Raw genomic sequence first — 21,181 nt, forward strand, 5'->3', positions numbered from 1 at the left:
ACGGGGTCTCCTCCCAAGTCAAGACGAATTTGACATCCCCGCGAGCGGGGATCAAGGAGAGGTGTGTCTTGACTTGGGCTTCTTACAGGTGACCCCTGGTTGCGGTAGACGCAGCGGTAGACGGTGCCTGACCCCTGGTTGCGGTAGACGCAGCGGTAGACGGTGCCTGACCCCTGGTTGCGGTAGACGTAGCGGTAGACGGTGCCTGACCCCAAAGTTAAGCGAGGGCGGAAAAATTGCTCAATCTCACTCCGTCCGGATTTTCTACTTGATATAATCACATTGCCACTTAACAGAAAGGAACCGTGAAATGAGCAGCAATTACATGGGGTACACGGGAACTTTTCTGGATGTCAACCTCTCTACCGGCCAGGTATCCGAGTACGAAGTTTCAGACGATCTCCGTGAGAAATACCTTGGCGGCAAGGGGCTCGCTGCTCGCATCCTGTACGACACATGTGAGAAAGGCGTGGATCCACTCGGGCCTGACAACGTTCTCATCGTCAACACGGGGCCGCTAGTGGGCTCCGGTGCGCCGTGCACCAGCAGGTTCAATGTCACGACCAAGTCGCCGCTGACCGGCGGCGGGCTCTCCAGCAACTGCGGCGGGAATTTCGGGATGTTTCTTAAAAAAGCCGGGCTGGACGGGATAATCATCCGGGGCAAGGCTGAGAAGCCAACCTGGATACACGTGGAGAACGGTGAGGTTGAGCTCCGTGACGCGTCTGGCCTCTGGGGGTTGGACACAGAGGAGACACAGGAGAAACTCCCCGGGGACACAGGAAAAATAGTTATTGGGCCCGCCGGCGAGAACGGCGTCCCGTACGCCTGCATCATCTCCCAGGAACGCGCGGCGGGGCGCGGCGGGGCGGGCGCTGTGATGGGATCCAAGAACGTCAAGGCCGTGACGGCGAAAGGCAGGGCCAGGGCGACTGTCGCGGCGCCCGAGAAGTTCAAAGATGACGTCAAGAAGTGGATAGAAATACTGCGGGGCCATCCGGCCACAGGCGAGATGATGCCTTCCTACGGCACAGCGGTGTTCGTCAATCGGTGCAACGCGACCAACACGATGCCGACGCACAACTTCCAGCGTGGCACATTCGACAAGGCCGACGCCGTAAGTGGAGAGACGCTTGCCGAGACCTTACTTACAAAAAATTTCGGGTGCTCCTCTTGCGTGATCAAGTGTGGCAGGCGGGTCAACGTCGGCGGCAAGGACGTCAAGGGCCCGGAGTACGAGACGATCGGCTTGCTGGGGCCCAACATAGAAAACGCCGACCTCGCCAGGATCTGCGAGTGGAATTATAAAGCCGACCTGATGGGGATTGACACGATAACGCTGGGCAACGTACTCGGCTTTGCGATGGAGCTTACCGAGAAAGGCCTCTTCGACTCCACCCTCGAGTTTGGCAAGACAGAGGGCATCGCCGAATTGATCGAGGACATCGCCTACCGCAGGGGTGTGGGCGCCCAACTCGCCGAGGGCGTGCGGCGCATGTCGGAAAAGTACGGCGGCAAGGAGTTCGCGATGCACGTGAAGGGAATGGAGCTCGCGGCTTACGAGCCGCGCGGCGCGGTCGGTCACGGGCTCGGTTACGCGATCGCGAACCGCGGCGGCTGCCACATCGCCGGTGGGTACATGGTCTACTTCGAGGCCAACGGGCCGCTTACCATGGATCCGCTGACTACCCACGCCAAGCCGCAACTCACCGCACTGTTGCAGATACTGCTGGACGCGCTGTCCGACGCCGGGAGCTGTCAGTTCACGGGGTTCACGGCTGTGCCAAGGAAGGTGCTCGGATTGAAACCTTCGGGGCTGCTCTATCGAATAGCGGCTAAGGCGCTCGAGGGATCCGGACCCGTCATTTCGTTGCTGCTCAAGTATCCGAAGGCGCTGGCGTTCGTTCCGCCGATGGATCTGCTGCAGCACCCGAAGGCGATAACCGACCTCACCGGCATGAAAATGACGTTTGCGAAATACATAGAGATAGGTCAGCGGACATACCTGATCGAGCGGCTGTTCAACATCAGGGAAGGCATCACGGGCGTCGAGGATACCCTCCCGCGCCGCTCTACCGACGAGCTGCAGACATCGGATCCGCGATCACGCGTGCCGCTTGCAAAAATGTTGCCCGTTTACTACAGGATCAGGGGGCTTGACCACGCTGGCGCGCCGACCGCGAAAACGCTCGCGAAACTGGGAGTTCGTGGTTAGTCACATGCCTACCATTCAATTCTTCGCGGCACTGAGACAGATTGCGGGGGCTCGCGAAATAGAGATGGAAGCGGGCACGGTTAAAGAGGCTCTCGAGCGCCTCTCGACTGATTACGGGGGCAGACTGGACAGGTATCTACGGATCAGCACTGTGCTTATCAACGGGAAAAACGTGGCGCAAAGGAAGGGCAGGAGAACGAAGCTCGAGCCCGATGACGTTGTGTCAATTTTCCCGCCGCTCGGCGGCGGTTGATTCATGCAAAAAGGTGTCTGACCCCTTTTTGCGCTCAGACGGACAGGAGTGATGGTTTTGCCGGAGCTTTACGAGGAACTGGGCCTCACGGAAGACGAGTACGAGAAGATCAAGAATATCCTGGGCCGCGAGCCCAACAAAGTCGAGCTGGGGATGTTCTCGGTGATGTGGTCGGAGCACTGCAGTTACAAGAGTTCCAAGGAGCAGTTGCGCAAGCTCCCGACAGAGGGGCCGAGAATACTTCTGGGCCCCGGTGAGAACGCGGGCGTGGTGGATATCGGCAAAGGCTACGCGGTTTGTTTCAAGCTGGAGTCCCACAACCACCCCAGCGCGGTGGAGCCTTTCCAGGGGGCGGCTACGGGTGTGGGCGGCATAGTGCGCGACATTTTCACTATGGGCGCCCGGCCGATCGCGAGCCTCGACTCGCTCCGGTTCGGCTCGCTTGACAATCCAAGGACACGCTACCTGCTGGATGGCGTGGTCGCCGGCATCGCGTCGTACGGCAACTGCCTGGGCATTCCGACCGTGGGAGGAGACCTCTACTTTGAGGAAGCGTATGAAGAGAACCCCCTGATCAACGTTATGTGTCTGGGGATCATGCCCGCCAAACGCCTGATCCTGGGGCGCGCGTCAACACCTGGCAGTTGGTGCGTGTTGATAGGCTCGAGCACAGGGCGCGACGGCATCGGCGGGGTGAGCGTGCTCGCGTCCCAGGAGTTTGACGAGACAAGCGCCGAGAAGCGCCCAAGTGTCCAGGTTGGAGACCCGTTCACTGAAAAACTCGAAATCGAAGCGTGCCTCGAGATGCTGGACCGGAACCTGCTGCTGGGCCTGCAAGACCTGGGGGGCGCCGGCCTCACCTGCGCGGTGTGCGAGACCGCCGATCGCGGCGGCTGCGGGATGGATGTTGACGTCTCCAAAGTTCCCTTGAGAGAGCGGGACATGGAACCGATACAGATCATGATGTCGGAGTCACAGGAGAGGATGTTCGCCATCTGCTCTGAGGAGAACTTGCGGGAGGTGCTCGACATCTGCGACAAGTGGGGGCTGGACGCGACCGCCCTCGCGCGCGTTACGGAGGGCGACGACCTGCGGCTCCTTTGGGAAGATGATGTTATAGCAAGCGTGCCGGCAAGCGCACTCGCACAGGGGATCGAGTACCACAGATCCGCCGAGCGTCCCGCTTACCTGGACATGGTCAACGTTTTTGACACCGCGACTTTGCCCGCGCCGGACGATCTGTGTGAGACGCTCGAGAAGCTGCTATCTTCCGCGAACATCTGCTCGAGGCGATGGGTTTTTGAGCAGTACGACCACATGGTCGGGGACAACACGGTCGTGCTTCCCGGCGGGGACGCGTGTGTCCTGCGGGTAAAGGAAACTGGCGCCGGCATCGCGCTCTCCTGCGACTCCAATGGACGTTACGCGTACCTCGACCCGCGAGTCGGAACCCAGATCGCGCTCGCCGAGAGCGCGCGCAACGTGGCATGCGCGGGCGCGACGCCGATCGCCATCACAAACTGTCTCAATTTCGGGAACCCTGAGAAGCCGGGTATCTTCTGGCAGTTCGTCCAGTCGGTCGAGGCCCTGGCGGACGGTTGCAGGCAGCTCGACACGCCGGTGGTCGGCGGCAACGTGAGCTTCTACAACGAGTCTTTCGGCGAGGCTATCTATCCCACGCCGGTCATAGGGATGCTCGGGCTCCTCGATGATGTCAACAACAGGGTCACATCAAAGTTCAAGTCCGAGGGGGACAGGATACTGCTGCTTGGTGAGACGCGAGAAGATCTGGGTGGCAGCGAGTATTTGAAGGTTTTGCACAAGAGGGTCGAGGGCAAGCCGCCCGCCATCGATTGGGACGCGGAGAAGGCGCTAATCGAGTGCCTCACGCGGGCCGCGGCAAGCCACCTCCTTGCTTCCGCGCACGACCTCTCGGAGGGAGGGCTTGGAGTCGCGCTCGCCGAGTCGTGCATCTGGGGCGGCGTCGGCGCGAAGATAGAGTTGCCGGAGGGGAACGCGCCGCACATGGCCCTCTTCAGCGAGACACAGGCGAGGGCTCTGGTCAGCGTCTCTTCTGAGAACCTGGTGGAGTTTATTGAGACGGCGGATGGGTTGGGCGTTCCCGTCCGCGTGCTGGGCGCTGTCGGAGGCGACGCGCTGAATGTCGATGGAATCCTTGATTTCGCGCTCGATGAGATGAAAGTAATTTACGATACCGCGCTCGAGAGGATGGTCGCGGGGGCTCACCATTAAGAAATGATATTGACTATATCGCTTTAGAGGAGTGCTCGGGAGATGACAGCACTGTGAAAGAAACGTTCGAGGATGGACGCATGGATAGCGATTCCCCTGAGGAGGAATGCGGCGTATTCGGCGTCTGGGCGCCTGGCGAGGAGGTCGCCAGGGTCACCTATTTCGGGCTGTACGCGTTGCAGCACCGGGGTCAGGAAAGCGCCGGCATCGCCGTTACCAGTGGCGATGGCATCCTCGTCGTCAAGGACATGGGCCTGGTTTCCCAGGTCTTCAACGAGAACAGTTTTGTCAGCCTGACAGGGAACTCGGCTATCGGACACGTGCGCTACTCCACGACCGGCTCCTCCTACTGGGAGAACGCGCAGCCGATGTACGACATCACGGATCGTGGCCCGCACGCGATCGCCCATAACGGGAATCTGCTCAATACGGAGTCGCTACGCGAGTGGCTGTGTACACGGGGCGCTACCTTCACCTCGACGACTGACACTGAGATCATGAGCAGCCTGCTGGGTTATTCGAGCGCCGCGACCACGATCGAAGCGATTGCCGGGACGTTCCCTATGCTCCAGGGAGCTTATTCCGCTGTCATACTGACAGAGGAAGGCCTTTTCGGCGTTCGCGACCCGTACGGGATACGTCCGTTGTGCCTGGGGGCAAGAAATGGCGCGACGTTTATCGCGAGCGAGACCGCCGCGCTCGATGTTGTTGGCGCGAAGTTCATCCGCGAGATTGAGCCCGGTGAGATTGTGCAGGTGAACGAAAACGGTGTCACATCCAGACGCTTTGCTGACGCGGCACGGCCGTCGTTGTGCATATTCGAGTTCATTTACTTCGCGCGGCCCGACTCGCTCCTGTACGACCGCGTGCTTTATGACGCTCGCAAAGAGATGGGAATGCACCTGGCTGAGGAGGCGCCCATCGAGGCCGATATCGTGATCCCGGTTCCCGACTCGGGAGTGCCGGCGGCTATCGGGTTCGCCGAGAAGTCTGGCGTCCCGTTTGGGGAAGGGCTCATAAAAAATCGCTACATCGGGCGCACTTTTATCCAGCCCACGCAGGCGATCAGGCAGCTCGGCGTCAGGCTCAAGCTGAACCCGCTGACACAGGTCATCGCTGGCAAGCGCCTGGTTGTGGTGGATGACTCAATCGTGCGCGGCACGACGAGCCAGAAAATAGTTGAAATGCTCAAGGAGGCCGGCGCCGCCGAAATCCACATAAGGGTGAGTTCTCCGCCTATCAGTTATCCTTGCTTTTACGGTATTGACACTGCGGTGCGCAACGAACTCATCGCGTCGAAATTCAACGTCAGGAAGATCAGGGAGTTCCTGGGCGTCGACTCCTTGCACTACTTGAGCATGAAGAATCTCCTCAAGGCCTGCGGGAACGCCAGGGACAAGTTCTGCACCGCTTGCTTCGACGGGGTTTATCCGATGAAAGCGCCTGAGGATTTCAAGTCGTCCAAGTTCCGGCTGAAGGAGAAGACGTCAGCTCAAAAGGAGGTCGGGCGCAGTGCCGGCGGATATTGATCGACAGAAAAATTACAGGTGGGCCGGGGTGAACATCGAAGCCGCCGACAGAGCCGTCGAACTTATCAAAGGCCGCGTCGCTTCGACAATGCGCCCCGAGGTGATGACTTCTCTGGGCGGTTTCAATTCGCTTTTTGAGCTGGATCTGTCTCGTTACAGGAGTCCGGTGCTCGCGTCCGGCACGGATGGCGTCGGCACAAAGCTCAAGCTCGCGCAGATGCTCGACAAGCATGATACCGTCGGTGTTGATCTCGTCGCCATGTGCGTGGACGACGTAGTCACGTGCGGCGCTGAGCCGCTTTTCTTCCAGGACTACATCGCCACGGGTAAGGTCATCCCTGACAGGATCGCGGAGATCGTGGGCGGCGTGGCGGACGGTTGCGAGAAGGCGGGGTGTTCGCTCATCGGTGGAGAGACCGCCGAGCATCCGGGAGTGATGGATCCGGACGACTACGACCTCGCGGGTTTCTGCGTGGGCGTGGTCGAGAAAGACAGAATAATTGACGGCTCTACGGTGATGCCCGAGGACAAGATCATAGGCATCGCTTCCTCGGGGCTGCACTCGAACGGGTATTCTCTTGCCCGGAAGCTTCTCTTCGATTCGGGGGAGTTCAACCTCGATGACCACACCAGGGAGCTAGCGAATCCACTCGGACTGGAACTGTTGACGCCGTCTATCATTTATGCGCCAGTGGTTCTCGAGGTGGCCGCGGAGTGCGACGTCAAGGCCGTGGCGCACGTCACAGGCGGCGGCATCACGGACAACCTGCCGCGCGCGTTGCCCGATAACGTTCACGCGGAGATACTTTACGGTTCCTGGCCGGTAAAAAATATCTTCACGTTTCTTCAAAAGGTTGGAAATATCGACCTGTTTGAGATGCTGAGGACCTTCAACATGGGTATTGGCATGATACTGGTACTGCCGTCGTCGCAGGTTCGCAAGGCGCTCCGGATACTGGACAAGAGCCTGTATCACGCGTTTGAGATAGGAGAGGTAGTCACGGGCGCGGGTCCCGTCCGCTTTAATTAATGGGGTCTGGCAACGTCTACCGCTTTAGCGGTAGACGGTGCCTGACCCCTGGTTGCGGTAGGTGCCTCTTAAGGGAGTTAAGCATGATGAGGATCGGAGTTCTGGCTTCAGGCTCGGGGACCAATCTCGAGGCTATCGCGCAAGCGATTGATGACGGTGACGTTCCCGCTGAGATCGCGGTGGTCGTGAGCGACAACCCATCCGCGTTTGCCCTCGAGCGGGCCCGGCGCAGGGGCATCGCGACGAAAGTCATCGAACTTACCGACTTCCCCGACAGGTCGGCGTTTGACCGGGCGATTGTCGAGATACTGCGAGAAGCGAAGGTGGATCTGGTCGTTCTGGCCGGCTACATGAAGCTGGTGGGGCATGAGATCATAGATGCGTTCCGGGACAGGATAATGAATATCCACCCGGCTCTCCTTCCGTGCTTTCCCGGTGAGCGCGGTGTGGTGGACGCGCTCGAACACGGTGTAAAGGTAACAGGGGTTACGGTTCACTTCGTTGACGAAGGCCTCGACTCCGGGCCGATCATCGCGCAGGAGGCGGTGCTGGTGGAAGAGGGCGACGACCTGGAAACGTTGCATAACCGCATACACCTCTCGGAGTACCGGATATACCCTCGCGCGATCAGGCTTTTCGCAACGGGGCGGCTGACAGTCGATGGGCGTCGGGTGAAAATACTTTCTTCTCCTTAAAGGAGAAAACGTCCGGTAAACAGTGCCACTGACAAGAGTTGCGGATTCCGCAACTCATAGTGTGGGCGGACTGATATCCGCCCGCTGAAAGGAGTTTGAATGCCCAGGATAAAGCGTGCTCTCATAAGCGTTTCCGACAAGACGGATGTGGTGTGGTTCGCGCGCGAGCTTGACGCGATGGGGGTCGAAATAATTTCAACAGGCGGCACGTACAAGCTTCTGAGAGAGAACAACATTGCCGCAACGCCGGTGGCGGAAGTGACGGGCTTCCCCGAGATGCTCGATGGGAGAGTAAAGACGCTCCACCCGAAAATCCACGGAGGGATACTTGCCGACCGCGGGAATCCTGACCACATGCGACAGGTTGAGTATCAGAAAATCCCGCTTATCGACCTCGTGGTGGTGAACCTGTACCCCTTCGCTCAGACAGTGGCAAAGCCGGGTGTGACCCGCGAAGACGCTATCGAGAATATCGACATAGGTGGCCCGACCATGGTTCGCGCCGCGGCCAAGAATCATGCGAACGCAGCGGTTGTCGTGAAGCACTCGCGTTACAGGACGATCATCGAGGAGATGAAAAAATCCGGTGGCGAACTGAGCGTCGAGACATGCCGCGACCTGGCTCGCGAGGCGTTCACCCACACAGCCGAGTACGACGCGATGATCAGTTCATATCTCACCGGGCAGGAGGGCATGGGAGGGGAGTTTCTCGACTCGCTCGTGGTGGGGTTCAAGAAGGCATCTTCCCTGCGCTACGGCGAGAACCCCCACCAGTCCGCGGCGCTCTATGCCGAACAGGGCACCGTTGGCGGCTCGCTCGCGACCGCGCCCCAGGTTCACGGGCCGGCTGTTTCCTTCAACAACATTCTCGACGGCGAGGCGGCCTGGAACTGCGTCCTCGAGTTCGATGAGCCGGCATGCGTAATCATCAAGCACAACAACCCGTGCGGGGTGGCGGTTGACGACAGGCTTTCCGTCGCGTATGAGAAAGCGCTCGATTGCGACCCGGTCTCCGCGTTCGGCTCGGTCATCGCTATCAACAGGCCGCTTGACAAGGACACCGCCGAGGCGATGAAGAGCAACTTTATCGAGCTGCTGCTCGCTCCATCGTTCGAGGAAGAAGGCCTCGCTGTCCTCAAGGAGAAGGAGAATATCCGCATCCTCGAAATGGGCGATATCGCCGATCCGCAGGCCAGCGGCAAAGACTTCCGCCGCATCCACGGTGGCTTGCTCGCGCAGGAGTACGACACGGATCCGTACGACCGCTCGAGCTGGAAGGTAGTTACCCCGAACGAGCCCACAGCTTCGCTGTGGGAGGATATTATATTTGCCTGGAAGGTGTGCAAGCACGTCAAGTCCAACGCCATCGTGCTGGCGAAGAGTAAAGCGACCGTCGGCATCGGCGCGGGCCAGATGAGCCGGGTCGACTCCGCCATGATCGCGGTTGAGAAAGCCGGCCCGCGCGCCGCCGGATGCTCGGTCGCCTCGGATGCGTTTTTCCCGTTCCCCGACGCTGTTGAGAAAGTCGCCGGGGCCGGGGCCGTGGCGGTCATACAGCCAGGCGGCTCAAAGAAAGACGCCGACGCCCTCACAGTCTGCGAGAAGCACGGCATGGCGATGGTCATGACCGGACGGAGGCACTTCAGGCACTAATATAAGTAGAGGTGTCAGGCGCCGTCTACCTTTACTGCGGAAAGGTAGACGGTGCCTGACCCCTGAGATGAGATTGGAGGTGTCATGGCGAAGAAGTTATCCTCAAAGCTGTTTAACTTGTCTCGCATAACAAGAGACGCGGAAGTTCTGGCCTCAGGCAGCCCGAAGAAAATGGCCAGGAGATACAGGAACAAAATCATAGGCAGGAACGTAGTGCGCAAACTGTGGAAGTGGTAATCGCTCATCATGGTCTGTCGATAAACGATCAATATGAACAAAGGTCTTTACTCAACCAACGAACGGGACGTTTGCGGCCTGTTAAAAACGACACCTGAGGGCCTTGCTTCCGTGGAAGCCGCGGGGCGTCTCGCGGAGTACGGTGAGAACGTCCTGCAAAAGAAGGCCGCCGTTCCCATCTGGCGAAAAGTCGCGGCTCAGTTTACACACACACTCGCCCTGCTCCTCTGGCTCGCGGGCATCCTGGCTATATTCAGCGACCAGATTTCTCTCGGCATAGCGTGCTTTCTCGTCGTACTGATAAACGCCGCTTTTTCCTTCTGGCAGGAGTACCGCGCCGAGCAGGCTGTTGAGAGTCTGGCGAAGATTTTACCGCGCAAAGCGCGCGTGCTGCGCGATGGCGAGGAGCAGGAGATCGACGCGGAGACGCTCGTCCCGGGCGATATTGTGATGCTCGAGGCGGGCAACAGTGTGAGCGCCGACGCTCGACTCCTCGAGGTGATGGAAATGCGTGTTGACAATTCGACTTTGACAGGCGAATCCGAACCGCAGATCAGGCGGTCCGAGGCCATCGACAACAGGCAGGAAAGGCTCGTGGATTTGCCGAACTTCGTCTTCGCCAGCACTAATGTTGTGACGGGCAACGGCAAGGCGGTTGTGTACGCCACCGGTATGGCAACCGAGATCGGCAAGATCGCGAGCCTCACGCAGGAAGTGAAGGAGGCGCCTAGCCCTCTCCAGATCGAGCTTGGCAACGTTTCCAGAGCCATTGCCGCGATCGCGGTTAGCGTTGGCTTTATCTTCTTTGTGCTCGGGTACTTCGTGGTTCATCTCTCGCGCACCGGTTCTTTCGTATTCGCGATCGGCCTCATTGTCGCGAACGTGCCGGAGGGATTGTTGCCGACGGTGTCGCTCGCTCTGGCGATGGGAACAAAGAGAATGACGGATCGTCACTCTCTTATCAAGAAGTTATCTTCAGTCGAGACCCTGGGCAGCACGACAGTCATCTGTACCGACAAGACCGGTACCCTCACAACCAACGAGATGACTGTTTGTGAGCTCTGGGTGAACGGCAAGGTGGTCCACGTCTCCGGCGCCGGCTACGAGCCGGCCGGCGACTTCAAGATCGATGGCCGCCCACCCACCGATGAAGAGCGAGACGAGATCGCCGAGCTCGCGCGAATCGCGTCGTTTTGCAACAACTCACGGCTTTGCGCCCCCCGGCCCCCCGAGCGTGACAGGTGGACGATACTGGGAGATCCGACTGAGGCGGCTTTGATGGTTCTGGCAAAGAAAGCTGGCTTTGAGTACGAGGAAAAGCTTCGTGAGTATCGGCGATATTACGAGCTTCCCTTTGACTCACGCAGGAAGATGATGACGACCATCCACAAGAAGACGGGAGCGCCCGGGAACAGGGCAGAGGGGTCACAACAGGTGGAGGCCCTGGTGAAAGGCGCACCACAGGAGGTGCTCAGCCGCTGTTCCGCGATCTGGCGCCCTGGCGGTCCGAAGCCGATAACCGAGGAAGAAAAGGCGGAGATTCTCGAGCGAAACGACAAGTATGCCAGGCGATCACTTCGCGTGCTTGGGTTCGCGTATCGGGAGATGGGCGACGAGCGGAAACATTACGAGGTTGACGAGACCGAGCGCGACATGGTGTTCGTTGGGCTCGCCGCTATGCTGGATCCCCCACGCAAAGAGATCAAAGAAGCGCTTGCCAGGTGCCGGACCGCGGGCATCCGGGTCATCATGATAACGGGTGACTACGGCGTTACGGCCGAGTCGATCGCTCGTGGGATTGGCCTGGTACAGGGCACGAACGTGAGGGTGGTTTCAGGGGTAGAGATCGACGGAATGTCCGAGGACGACCTTGAGGCGGCGCTGGACGAGCCCGATCTGATATTCGCGCGCGTTTCACCCGAGCACAAGATGAGGGTCGCGCTTGCGCTAAAAAGCAGGGGTGAGATTGTCGCCATGACAGGCGATGGGGTGAACGACGCGCCGGCCATCAAGGTCGCCGACATCGGCGTGGCGATGGGCATTGTGGGCACGGATGTCGCGCGCGAGGCCGCGGACATGATCCTGACCGACGATAATTTCGCTTCCATCGTCAGTGCGGTCGAGGAAGGCCGCGCTATATATGACAACATACGCCGCTTCATCACCTATATCATCACGCACAACATAGCGGAAGTAATACCTTGTTTGCTGTACGTAATGATAAGGATCCCGCTTCCCTTGCTGGCCATGCAGATGCTTGCGATTGACCTTGGGTCCGATCTGGTTCCCGCTCTTGCGCTTGGCGCCGAGAAGCCGGAATCGGATGTGATGCTGAGACCGCCACGATCCCGGAAAGACCGGTTGCTCAATAAAAACACCATCGCGAGGGCTTACGGTTTTCTGGGCATCATAGAGGGCGCGGCCGCTATGGCCGCCTTTTTCTTTGTATTTCTGCTGGACGGCTGGCGCCCCTCGATGGGCATCAGCAGCCTGCCAAAAAGCGGTCACGTTTATATGATGGCGACCACAGCGTGCTTCGCCGGCATCGTTATCACGCAAATCGGGAACGGATTGTCATGTCGCAGCAACAGGGAGTCTATCTTCAAGGTCGGGTTTTTCACCAACCGTTTCTACCTCTGGGGGATAGTTTCAGAGGGATTGGTTCTACTGGCTCTGGTATATGTCCCGGGACTCAAAAACGTGTTTCGCACCGCTCACTTGAGCGGATACGTCTGGTTGTTCATGCTTATCGGCCCGGTCGTGATATTCTTTGCGGAGGAAGGTCGAAAAGCGGTGGTTCGGCGAGTTCACGGCACGGGGCGCGACACGATTGAAATGGTTGTTGAGGCGGAAGATCGAAAGGCGGCCTGATAGAGGCTGTTTCTTCTCTTTTGCCGCGCGGAGACTGCCGGAGGGATAAAGCGACATGCATATAGTGATCATGGGGTGTGGAAGGGCCGGCGCGCGCCTTGCCCGCAAGCTCGACGAAGAAGGGCATAGCGTCGCTGTCATCGACAGGAACCCGACCGCGTTTCATCTGCTCGGGCTGGAGTTCAAGGGCGCGACCGTCACCGGTGTCGGATTCGATCCGAACGCCTTGATAGAGGCCGGCGTCGAGCGGGCGGACTCGTTCGTCGCGGTCTCGAGCGGAGACAACTCCAATATCGTGTCTTCAATAGTCGCTAAAGATGTGTTTCACGTGCCCAGGGTAATCACCCGCATTTATGACCCGCGGCGCGCCCAGATATACAGACGAATGGGAATACCGACGGTCGCTCCTGTTACGTGGGGAGTCAACAGGATCATGGATCTGTTGTTTCTCGAGACGTCCTACACCAGGGACACTTTTGGAAACGGCGAGGTTGAGCTCATGGAAGCCCGCGTGCCTGAAACGCTGGTGGGCCGTACGACAGGGGAGTTCGAGGTTCCCGGGGAGATACACATCGCGTCGATTGAGAGACTGGGCTCGGCTTTCATGCCTGTTTCCGGCACGAAGCTGGAGCGGGATGACGTCATCAGCGTGATGGTTCTAAGGGAAAGCATCGGCAAGTTCAAGAGAATGTTCTTCGGAGCCTGATAATCAAGGAGACTGACAATGCGGGTGCTGATAGTCGGCGGAGGAACGGTAGGGTTTTTCCTCGCCAAAATGCTCGAGGAGAAGAACGAGATCGTATTGATTGAACAGAGCCTGGACAGGGCGCGTGTTCTCGAGGAGAAACTGCCTGGCGTGAAGATCATAACCGAGGACGGGTGCGAGCCGTGGGTTTTGGAGATGGTGGGCGTCAAGAACGCCGAACTTGTGCTCGCGGTCACGGGAGACGACGAGGACAACCTGGTTATCTCTTATCTCTCCAGATTCGAGTACGATGTTCACAAGGTGATCACGCGGGTAAACAACCCGATCAACAACTGGCTGTTCACGAAGGCGTGGGGCGTTGACGTCGGAATCAGCGCGCCGGATATCATCGCTAAAATCGTCGAGGAAGAGACTACCCTGGGTGAAGTTGTGACTGTCATGAAGCTGCAGGCGGGTGACGTCTCTCTGGTAGAAATAACAGTGACCGGTGACGCGAGCGCGCTCGGAAAAAGAGTGTCCGAGCTCGAGTTGCCGCCCGAGACGCTTATTGTGACTGTTGTGCGCGAGGGCGCGATGATGATTCCAACCGCCGACACGGTATTTCTAAAGGATGACAAAGTTCTGGCGATAACCAACATCAACAATAAAGACGCGCTGGAACGCCTGCTGGGCCACACAGCCTCCACAACCTCAGTTGACTGAAACGCAACAAAGGGGGTCAGGCCCCCTTTGTTGCGTTTCGAGGAACGGTGATGAAAATGACGAACGAATTTTTCCGCGAGGAGTGCGTCCTGGTGATTATCGATATGCAGGAAAAGCTGCTCGCCGTAATGGACGAGAAAGAGAAGGTGCTCTCAAACGCGCTCAAGCTGGCGCGCTTCGCGAAGATCGTGGGAGTTCCGGTGCTTGTGACCGAACAGGAAAAACTCGGGCCGACCGTCAGCGAGTTGGCAAACGAGATCAATGGCTTCGACCCGATTTCCAAGCTCGACTTCGACGCCTATCAGGTTCCACGCTTCGCGGAAACCCTGATGGAACTCGGCAGATGGACCGTCGTCCTGGCGGGCATCGAGAGCCACATCTGTGTGACCCAAACGGCCTTGAGCCTGTTGCGGTTCTTCAATGTGCACATAGTCGCCGACGCTGTGTCCTCACGGACGGCGGAGAACCGAACAATCGCTCTCGAGCGCATGGGGTTTGAAGGCGCCACGATCACATCCACCGAGATGTTCATTTACGAGGCGCTCAAGCGAGCGGGAACCGATGAGTTCAAGGAGACGTTGAAGCTCATACGCTGAAGCTCATCAACAGTGCAACGTCAGCCCAGCCACGAAACAGGGAATATTTGAATTACAATATGTTCACGGTGAGCAGGCTGTTAACGGGAGGCTTCAAATGAATCAGGTTGAGAGAACCAAAATAGCTCTTGAGGGGAAAGCCGCCGACCGGGTTCCCATCATGGACTTGAACAACCAGTACGCCGCGGTTAACGAGATCCTCGGCAAGCGCTCGTTCCCCATCGGCCGCATGCTGGAGAACCCCCATCTCTGCTCGTTTCTGGACTTCGCGGCCCGCACTCCGTTAGCCGGTCCGGTTATAGAGTTTGGCATGAAAGGTTTTGCCCTCGACCAGGCGCGTTCCGCTGTCGCGTTGGGTTTCGACGCCGCCTGGATACAGCACATCGCTGGCATCAGCAGCATCGACACGAAGGGTCTCGTCGACGCGTATGGCCGCTCGTTCCTGCTGGCCTTCGACAAGCGCGGCATTCCTCTTGGGCCCATGTACAACGGCGGTAATATTAAAAGCGAGGCTGACTGGGACGCCTGGGACAAGTGGCGGACGATGAAGATTCCGATGAAGACGTATTCCGCATACTCAAAGATCTGTAAAGAGCTCGGGGACAAACTTTTCATTTTTGGCAGCTTTCACGGAGGGCTCTTCGAGCTGTGCTGGCAGAGCATGGGGTTCGAGCGTTTTGTCGTCGCGGCGCGCAAGGAGAAGAAGTTTATCAGACGGCAGATCCGCTTTCTGCTGGATCTTTTCTGCATGATGCTCGAGGCGATGGCGGAGGCGGGCGTACCGGGGGTTATTCTTGGAGACGACCTCGCCTACCGGTCCGGGCCGATGTTGAATCCCCGGCTTTCTAAGGAGCTCTACGAGGAGGCTTACAAGAGGCTCACGTCGACGGCACATGACCTCGGGATGAAGATTGTTTTACATTCATGCGGCAATACCTATGACCTTCTGGGATGGCTTGCCGACTGCGGCTTCGACGGCGTACAAGGTTTCGAGCCTACCGCCGGCATGGAGCTCGCGAAAGCGAAGGAGATGGTCGGAGATCGCATGTGCCTGGTGGGCAATTTCGACGTGACACACATGCTGGTTGACGCGACGAAGGAGGAGGTTTTCGAAGGCGTTCGCGCATTGATAAATGCCGCGGGTTCTGGCGGCGGCTACATACTTTCCGCCACAAACAGCCTCTCTGACGTGTCGGTGCAGCGCACTCGCTGGATGGTGGCGGCGGCAAAGGAGTTCGGCGCTTACCCGGACGCAGATTGAGGGCGGGGCGCGATCAGGATATTGGAGGTTAAAGTGGAAGACTATATCGGAAAAGTAAAAGTGGTGGTGAGAGACCTGGAGCTGGAGGATACTCCCGACCTGTTGCGCGAGGCGCTGGACGCGGGGATAACCGCCCCGGAACTTCTGGCGGCGATGTGCGACGGGATGTCCGAGGTGGGATCTCTTTTTGAGAAGGGCGAGTACTACCTCGCCGACCTGGTACTCGCGGGCGAGGTCATGAAGGACGGCCTCGAAGTGCTGGAGCCGCTTCTCGAGGGATGCGAAGCTATGGCGAAGGGGACCGTCGTCCTCTGCACGGTCAAGGGCGACGTGCACGATATCGGCAAGAATCTCGTGGCCACGATGCTTAAGAGCAGCGGCTTCGAAGTCATCGACCTCGGCGTGGACGTGGACGCGGCCAGAGTCGTGGACGCGGTGAAGTTCAGCGGGGCCCGCGGCGTTGGGCTTTCGGTTCTTCTGACCTCGATGGTCGACTCCATCGGCGAAGTCGTAAAAGAGCTGGACTCGGCCGGCTTGCGCGACCAGGTGAAGATAGCGATCGGCGGGGCCTGCACGACCGAAGAGCTTGTGCGGAAGATGGGTGTTGACGCGCTTGGCCGGGACGCCGTGGAGGCCGTGCGTATTTTCGAATCGTTCATGGAGGCGTGACGGCTGGCGGACGATCCACTAGCTTCAGGCGCAGGATCGTTTCCTGCGCGGTCGTCGCTGAGGTGCTCGAGCGGCTCGGCGCTTCGCGTGACGAGATGTCCGTGCTCGACCTCGGGCTGCACGTCGAGTCCGGGGAGCTCAGGGAATCGCTCCAGGCGGAGATATCGAGCGCCGGGGGAGACGTCATCCTCGGATATGGGTTGTGCTCGAACGCCGCGATCGGGCTTGTCAACCCGTCCGGCCGGCTGGCGGTGCCGCGCGTCGACGATTGCATCTCGCTCTTTCTGGGCTCGCAAGCTGAGAGATTGCGGCGACTTCGCAGTGAACCCGGCACCTATTTTCTGACCAAGGGCTGGATAGAAGCTTCGGGGCAGCCTTTCGGCCAGAGGGAAGAGCTTGTGGAGAAGTATGGCGAAAAGCGGGCGGAGAGGATCATCAAGGCGGCGCTGAAGAACTATACGACTCTCGCTTTCATTGACACGGGAGAGCACAGGATCGAAGAGTACAGGCGTCTGGCGGAAGAGGTGGCGTCGGCGCTGGACTTGAGGTACGAGGAGCTCCACGGATCAAGCCGGTTGCTCGAGAAACTGCTTGCGGGCGTCTGGGACGAGGAGTTCGTGGTGGTCGAGCCCGGCGAGACGATTGAGCAGAACCGTTTCTGGTAGCCTCTTGCTTCTTGAACCGCGTCTCTCAGGCGCGGACAGGCAAGGCGGCCTAAGAGGCCGCCTTCAAGCGGTTTTTATGTCCGAGTAGATAAAGGAGAGGCCACGTGAGTATAGCGGAGAAGTTCGGGCACACTGTTATCGTGGGTGAGCGCATAAATCCCACCGGCAGAACCGCGCTCTCGAGCGCTCTGTCGTCCGGGGAACTCGAGGTCATCGAAAAAGAGGCGGTGGAGCAGGCGGCGGCGGGGTGCGACTTCATCGACGTCAACGTCGGTTGCGCCGGCGTCGACGAGGTCGATCTGCTCCCGCGGGCGGCCCGGATGGCGGTCGAAGCGTCAGACCTTCCGGTCTGTGTCGACTCGAGCGACCCCGCGGCGCTGAGGGCCGCCCTCGACGGCGCCCCGGAGGGCTGGCTGGTCAACAGTGTAATCGCCGACCGCGCTTCGATCGAAGCAGTCGCGCCCGCCGCCGCGAAGGCCGGCGCCTACCTGGTCGGCATGGCAAAGGACTCGTCGATGATCCCCGAGACCTGCGTCGAGAGGATGCGGCTCGCGAGAGTCATCGTCGAGACCTGCGAAGAGTACGGGCTTCACCGCGATAGACTTCTCATAGATTTTCTTACCCTGCCCGCCGGCCTGGGGTCGCCCGCGAAAGTTACACTGGAATGTATCGAGCGCTGTCACGAGGAGCTTGGCTGCGGGACACTTCTCGGCGCCTCCAACGTCAGCTACGGCATGCCCTCCAGGTCCGCGCTCAACTCCGCTTTCATCTCGATGTCAATCGACGCCGGGCTGGACGCCGCGCTTGTCAACCCGCTGGACGAGGCTGTGATGTTGGCGATATTCTCCTCCGATGTGATGTGCGGCAGGGATCCCAGGGCGGCCCGATTCATGAAGCGATACAGGCGTCGGAAGCGTGACAATTGACTTCACACATCAGGGTACTACCGCGCGACGTCCTCATCGACGTAAAAGAAGGTCGCTCGATGCTGTCGGCGCTGGCCGGAAAGCGTCTCAATCTGTACGCCGTCTGTGGCGGAAAGGGGCTGTGCGGATCGTGTCGCGCCCGCGTCGAAGGCGACGCGCCGGCGCCTGACGAACAGGAGTCGAAGCTTCTGACTTCCGAAGAGCTCGCCGACGGGTGGCGCCTGCTCTGCAGGTTATTTCCGCGGAAAGATAGCACGCTTACCGTAAACCTTGAAGACACCGAGCTTCTGTCATCTTTCGCGTTAGACGGTCCCTTTGAGACGCAGCCGTTCGGCTTCGCGATCGACATCGGAACCAGCAAGCTGGCCGTCTACCTGGTTTCGCTTTCTACGGGTCAGGTGCTCTCCTCCATGGCGGTGCCCAACCCGCAGTCGTCTTTTGGCGAGGACCTCATCACCAGGCTACACGCCGCGGAAGATTCCGTGGAGGCTGATGCGATGAAGAATATCCTCGTCGAAGAACTAAACTCGTGTTTTGACAGGCTCGCCGAGGGCGTGTCATTCGAGGCTATGGATGCGTGCGAGGTCGTGGCGGTGGGAAACACCGCGATGCACCACCTCTTTCTCGGTCTCCCCATATCGCAGCTTTGCCGCAACCCGTTCAACCCGAGTTCCTCGTCGGCTCGGGATCTGCGCGCGCGCGATCTCGGTCTGAGAGTCATGCCGACTTCACATATACACATGCCCGCGCTCATCGGTGGTTTCGTCGGCTCCGATCATCTCGCCGCGCTTGTCGCCAGCCGCGTATTCCTGCGCGGCGCCCCAACGCTTCTCGTTGACATTGGCACTAACACCGAGGTCACGCTCGTTTCGGGAGGCCGGCTCTCGTGCTGCTCCTGCGCCTCCGGCCCCGCTTTCGAAGGCGCGGGAATCCGTTACGGCTTGCGGGCGCGCGAGGGAGCGATATCGCGCGTATCGGTCGATGAAAACGAGAGGCTCGTTGTCGAGACGATGGGAGACGGGCCGCCAAAAGGCATATGCGGATCGGGGATAGTGGACGCGCTCGCCTGCATGTTGCGGCTTGGCTCGGTGGAGGCGAGCGGGCGCCTGGTCAAAGGCGCGCCCGGCGTGCGGGAGGAGGACGGGGATATCGTTTTCCTGCTGGCGGAGCGCGCGGGAGAGAAGCCTATAACGATCAGCCAGGACGACGTCCGAGAGATACAGAAAGCCAAGGGCGCCATACGTGGCGGCATCGAGATGCTTCTCGAGCGGGCGTGCGTCAAAGGTGGCGACCTGGAAACGATAATCCTCGCCGGCTCGTTTGGGAGCTTCATCGACCCCGCGTCGGCACTCGCGCTCGGCATGTTCCCTCCGCTGCCGCCCGAAAGCTTTATGCAGGCCGGAAACGCCGCTGGCATGGGTGCGCGGGTGCTGTTGTGCTCTGTCGAGGAACGCGTGCGCTCCGAGTCGCTGGCCCGCGAGGTTGAGCACGTGGATCTCGCTTCATATCCCGGCTCCGGATACTTCTTCGCGGCATGCATGACATTTGGTGAAAAAGCTCTCCAGAAATCGCTCAAGAGGTTTCTAAATGCAACCAGATCTCAATAGTTGCACGCTTAACTTTGGGGTCAGGTCTTTTTTTAAAGTCGCTGACGCTTTACCTATGAAAACATTTACAACTTTAAAAAAAAGACCTGCTCCGAAAGTTAAATTCCGCCGATTGTGTCCGTGCCCGCGCCTCTGTTGTTCCAGTACATGGCGCGCTCTACCATGATCTTCTTGCCGGAGGTCTTAGAGGTGACTTTGATGGCGGCGCGGCCACTCGGTATTTTGTCTGACATGTTAAACGTCTTGCGGGAGTTGGCGGGGATCTTCTCTGTGAAGACGGCGTTTCCCGTTCCGGTTGGGGTCATGTAAGTGATCTCTACCGTCACTTCCTCGTTGTTAGGATTCTGCACCAGGATCCAGGTTTCCGTGCCGTTGTACGTCTCCCCGTCAGGCAGGCAGAAGGTGGTGTAGGGAGATGACATCCCTATAGAGTCGTGGCACGCCTCTCCTGTCCCGTTGTCCCAGTACATGGCGCGCTCGGCGATTATGGGGGCGGAGCCGTGGACTTTCGTAGAGACATCGGTATTGGGTTCAAGCTGGTCATTTACCCTTATGGTCTTGCGCGAGTTGGCGGGCATTGTGAACGGGGCTTGAGGCTTTGCCCCGGTGGGGGTCATGTAGGTGAGGGTTACGTCCGCTGGAGTGGCGTTGGGGTTCTGCACGAGCACGTAGGTTATGTAGTTCACGTTATAGCCTGTCGCGCCTTCCGCCAGATAGTAGTCGGTTGCGGGCGCCGTGGCGCCGATTGAGTCGTGGCCCCCCCGCCGGTTGTTTCTGTACATAGCGCGCTCGGGGATTACCGGCTGGTTGCTTACCACCTTGATAGAAGCGTCTTTCTGCCCAATATCTGTTTCCATGTTAAAGGAGGCTCGGGACGCTTTCGGGATATTATGTGTGATCGTCTTTGGCCCCTCTCCCTCTATCATGTAGGTGACGGTCGCTGTCGCGTCCGTGGCGTTGGGATTCTGTATGAGAAGCCAGCACTCGAACCCCCACTTAGAGGAGCCTTCAGGGAGGTACCACGTTTTCGCGGGGGATGTCACCCCTATAGAGGCATGTCCCTCCGGGGAGGCGGCATTCGGGCCCATCCATATCATGCGCCTGTCCACAGCTATTGTCTTTTTCTCCTTGCACTCCACTTTCGTGGAGAAGTCTGTCGCTCCTATGTCGTTTCTGGGGTTTATGACTGTCTGGGATATAGGGGGAAGGGTGATGTCCGCCCTTGTTTGTGGGCCGGTCTTTGTCATGTAAGTCACCATTGCGGTGACCGCTGTCGTGTTCGGGTTCTGGATGGTGATGTAGGTCTCAAAGCC

Annotated in this window: 18 protein-coding genes; 16 read left to right on the forward strand and 2 right to left on the reverse strand. The window is 59.0% G+C overall.

Going from position 1 to position 21,181, the window contains the following annotated elements; all coding sequences use genetic code 11:
• Nucleotides 1–325 precede the first annotated feature (325 nt).
• From CVT63_03610 to purH, 7 genes are all read left to right on the forward strand, one after another.
• A complete protein-coding gene (locus tag CVT63_03610) occupies nucleotides 326–2,215 on the forward strand; it encodes an aldehyde:ferredoxin oxidoreductase (protein ID PKQ28276.1) in 1,890 nt (629 codons plus the stop codon).
• A 4-nt stretch (nucleotides 2,216–2,219) separates the two neighbouring features.
• Nucleotides 2,220–2,468, forward strand: coding sequence for a molybdopterin synthase sulfur carrier subunit (locus CVT63_03615; protein ID PKQ28277.1), 249 nt, complete (start codon nucleotides 2,220–2,222; stop codon nucleotides 2,466–2,468).
• A gap of 51 nt (nucleotides 2,469–2,519) precedes the next feature.
• Complete coding sequence (locus CVT63_03620; GenBank protein PKQ28262.1) at nucleotides 2,520–4,721, forward strand: phosphoribosylformylglycinamidine synthase subunit PurL; 2,202 nt, start codon at nucleotides 2,520–2,522, stop codon at nucleotides 4,719–4,721.
• Nucleotides 4,722–4,801: 80 nt separating this feature from the next.
• Complete coding sequence (purF, locus tag CVT63_03625) at nucleotides 4,802–6,250, forward strand: amidophosphoribosyltransferase (protein ID PKQ28278.1); 1,449 nt, start codon at nucleotides 4,802–4,804, stop codon at nucleotides 6,248–6,250.
• On the forward strand, nucleotides 6,246–7,280 hold the full coding sequence (locus tag CVT63_03630) for a phosphoribosylformylglycinamidine cyclo-ligase (GenBank protein PKQ28279.1): 1,035 nt from the start codon (nucleotides 6,246–6,248) through the stop codon (nucleotides 7,278–7,280). The genes purF and CVT63_03630 overlap by 5 nt, the downstream gene beginning before the upstream one ends.
• 83 nt (nucleotides 7,281–7,363) lie before the next feature.
• On the forward strand, nucleotides 7,364–7,975 hold the full coding sequence (locus tag CVT63_03635; protein ID PKQ28263.1) for a phosphoribosylglycinamide formyltransferase: 612 nt from the start codon (nucleotides 7,364–7,366) through the stop codon (nucleotides 7,973–7,975).
• 99 nt (nucleotides 7,976–8,074) lie between these two features.
• Nucleotides 8,075–9,628: a bifunctional phosphoribosylaminoimidazolecarboxamide formyltransferase/inosine monophosphate cyclohydrolase gene (purH, locus tag CVT63_03640; GenBank protein PKQ28264.1), complete on the forward strand. Its 1,554-nt coding sequence runs from the start codon at nucleotides 8,075–8,077 to the stop codon at nucleotides 9,626–9,628.
• A gap of 14 nt (nucleotides 9,629–9,642) precedes the next feature.
• On the opposite strand, the gene CVT63_03645 is transcribed toward purH, so the two are convergent.
• Nucleotides 9,643–9,897: a hypothetical protein gene (locus CVT63_03645; protein ID PKQ28265.1), complete on the reverse strand. Its 255-nt coding sequence runs from the start codon at nucleotides 9,895–9,897 to the stop codon at nucleotides 9,643–9,645.
• A gap of 1 nt (nucleotide 9,898) precedes the next feature.
• Between CVT63_03645 and CVT63_03650 the strand changes: the two genes are divergently transcribed.
• From CVT63_03650 to CVT63_03690, 9 genes are all read left to right on the forward strand, one after another.
• Entirely contained in the window at nucleotides 9,899–12,736 is a 2,838-nt protein-coding gene (locus CVT63_03650) for an ATPase (protein ID PKQ28266.1), read from the forward strand.
• Nucleotides 12,737–12,791: 55 nt separating this feature from the next.
• A complete protein-coding gene (locus CVT63_03655) occupies nucleotides 12,792–13,442 on the forward strand; it encodes a TrkA family potassium uptake protein (protein PKQ28267.1) in 651 nt (216 codons plus the stop codon).
• Nucleotides 13,443–13,460: 18 nt separating this feature from the next.
• Nucleotides 13,461–14,144, forward strand: coding sequence for a potassium transporter TrkA (locus CVT63_03660; GenBank protein ID PKQ28268.1), 684 nt, complete (start codon nucleotides 13,461–13,463; stop codon nucleotides 14,142–14,144).
• 50 nt (nucleotides 14,145–14,194) lie between these two features.
• Nucleotides 14,195–14,740, forward strand: coding sequence for a hydrolase (locus tag CVT63_03665; GenBank protein PKQ28269.1), 546 nt, complete (start codon nucleotides 14,195–14,197; stop codon nucleotides 14,738–14,740).
• A gap of 97 nt (nucleotides 14,741–14,837) precedes the next feature.
• Complete coding sequence (locus CVT63_03670) at nucleotides 14,838–16,001, forward strand: hypothetical protein (protein ID PKQ28270.1); 1,164 nt, start codon at nucleotides 14,838–14,840, stop codon at nucleotides 15,999–16,001.
• A gap of 21 nt (nucleotides 16,002–16,022) precedes the next feature.
• Nucleotides 16,023–16,670, forward strand: coding sequence for a hypothetical protein (locus CVT63_03675; GenBank protein PKQ28271.1), 648 nt, complete (start codon nucleotides 16,023–16,025; stop codon nucleotides 16,668–16,670).
• Nucleotides 16,667–17,335 carry a hypothetical protein gene (locus tag CVT63_03680; GenBank protein ID PKQ28272.1) on the forward strand — a complete coding sequence of 223 codons (669 nt, stop codon included), beginning with the start codon at nucleotides 16,667–16,669 and terminating at the stop codon, nucleotides 17,333–17,335. The genes CVT63_03675 and CVT63_03680 overlap by 4 nt, the downstream gene beginning before the upstream one ends.
• A 104-nt stretch (nucleotides 17,336–17,439) precedes the next feature.
• Nucleotides 17,440–18,261: a hypothetical protein gene (locus tag CVT63_03685; protein ID PKQ28273.1), complete on the forward strand. Its 822-nt coding sequence runs from the start codon at nucleotides 17,440–17,442 to the stop codon at nucleotides 18,259–18,261.
• A complete protein-coding gene (locus CVT63_03690) occupies nucleotides 18,258–19,868 on the forward strand; it encodes a hypothetical protein (protein PKQ28274.1) in 1,611 nt (536 codons plus the stop codon). The genes CVT63_03685 and CVT63_03690 overlap by 4 nt, the downstream gene beginning before the upstream one ends.
• Nucleotides 19,869–19,966: 98 nt before the next feature.
• Here CVT63_03690 and CVT63_03695 read toward each other — a convergent pair.
• On the reverse strand, nucleotides 19,967–21,181 hold a 1,215-nt coding region (locus CVT63_03695), incomplete at its 5' end, for a hypothetical protein (GenBank protein ID PKQ28275.1).

The organism is Candidatus Anoxymicrobium japonicum (genome assembly GCA_002843005.1).
Classification (GTDB): domain Bacteria; phylum Actinomycetota; class Geothermincolia; order Fen-727; family Anoxymicrobiaceae; genus Anoxymicrobium; species Anoxymicrobium japonicum.

Excerpts from the sequence above, each read along its gene's own strand:
- CVT63_03610 (PKQ28276.1), top strand. The coding sequence starts at position 326 with ATGGGGTACACGGGAACTTTTCTGGATGTCAACCTCTCTACCGGCCAG.
- CVT63_03615 (PKQ28277.1), top strand. The coding sequence starts at position 2,220 with ATGCCTACCATTCAATTCTTCGCGGCACTGAGACAGATTGCGGGGGCT.
- CVT63_03620 (PKQ28262.1), top strand. The coding sequence starts at position 2,520 with ATGGTTTTGCCGGAGCTTTACGAGGAACTGGGCCTCACGGAAGACGAG.
- purF (PKQ28278.1), top strand. The coding sequence starts at position 4,802 with ATGGATAGCGATTCCCCTGAGGAGGAATGCGGCGTATTCGGCGTCTGG.
- CVT63_03635 (PKQ28263.1), top strand. The coding sequence starts at position 7,364 with ATGATGAGGATCGGAGTTCTGGCTTCAGGCTCGGGGACCAATCTCGAG.
- purH (PKQ28264.1), top strand. The coding sequence starts at position 8,075 with ATGCCCAGGATAAAGCGTGCTCTCATAAGCGTTTCCGACAAGACGGAT.
- CVT63_03650 (PKQ28266.1), top strand. The coding sequence starts at position 9,899 with ATGAACAAAGGTCTTTACTCAACCAACGAACGGGACGTTTGCGGCCTG.
- CVT63_03655 (PKQ28267.1), top strand. The coding sequence starts at position 12,792 with ATGCATATAGTGATCATGGGGTGTGGAAGGGCCGGCGCGCGCCTTGCC.
- CVT63_03660 (PKQ28268.1), top strand. The coding sequence starts at position 13,461 with ATGCGGGTGCTGATAGTCGGCGGAGGAACGGTAGGGTTTTTCCTCGCC.
- CVT63_03665 (PKQ28269.1), top strand. The coding sequence starts at position 14,195 with ATGAAAATGACGAACGAATTTTTCCGCGAGGAGTGCGTCCTGGTGATT.
- CVT63_03670 (PKQ28270.1), top strand. The coding sequence starts at position 14,838 with ATGAATCAGGTTGAGAGAACCAAAATAGCTCTTGAGGGGAAAGCCGCC.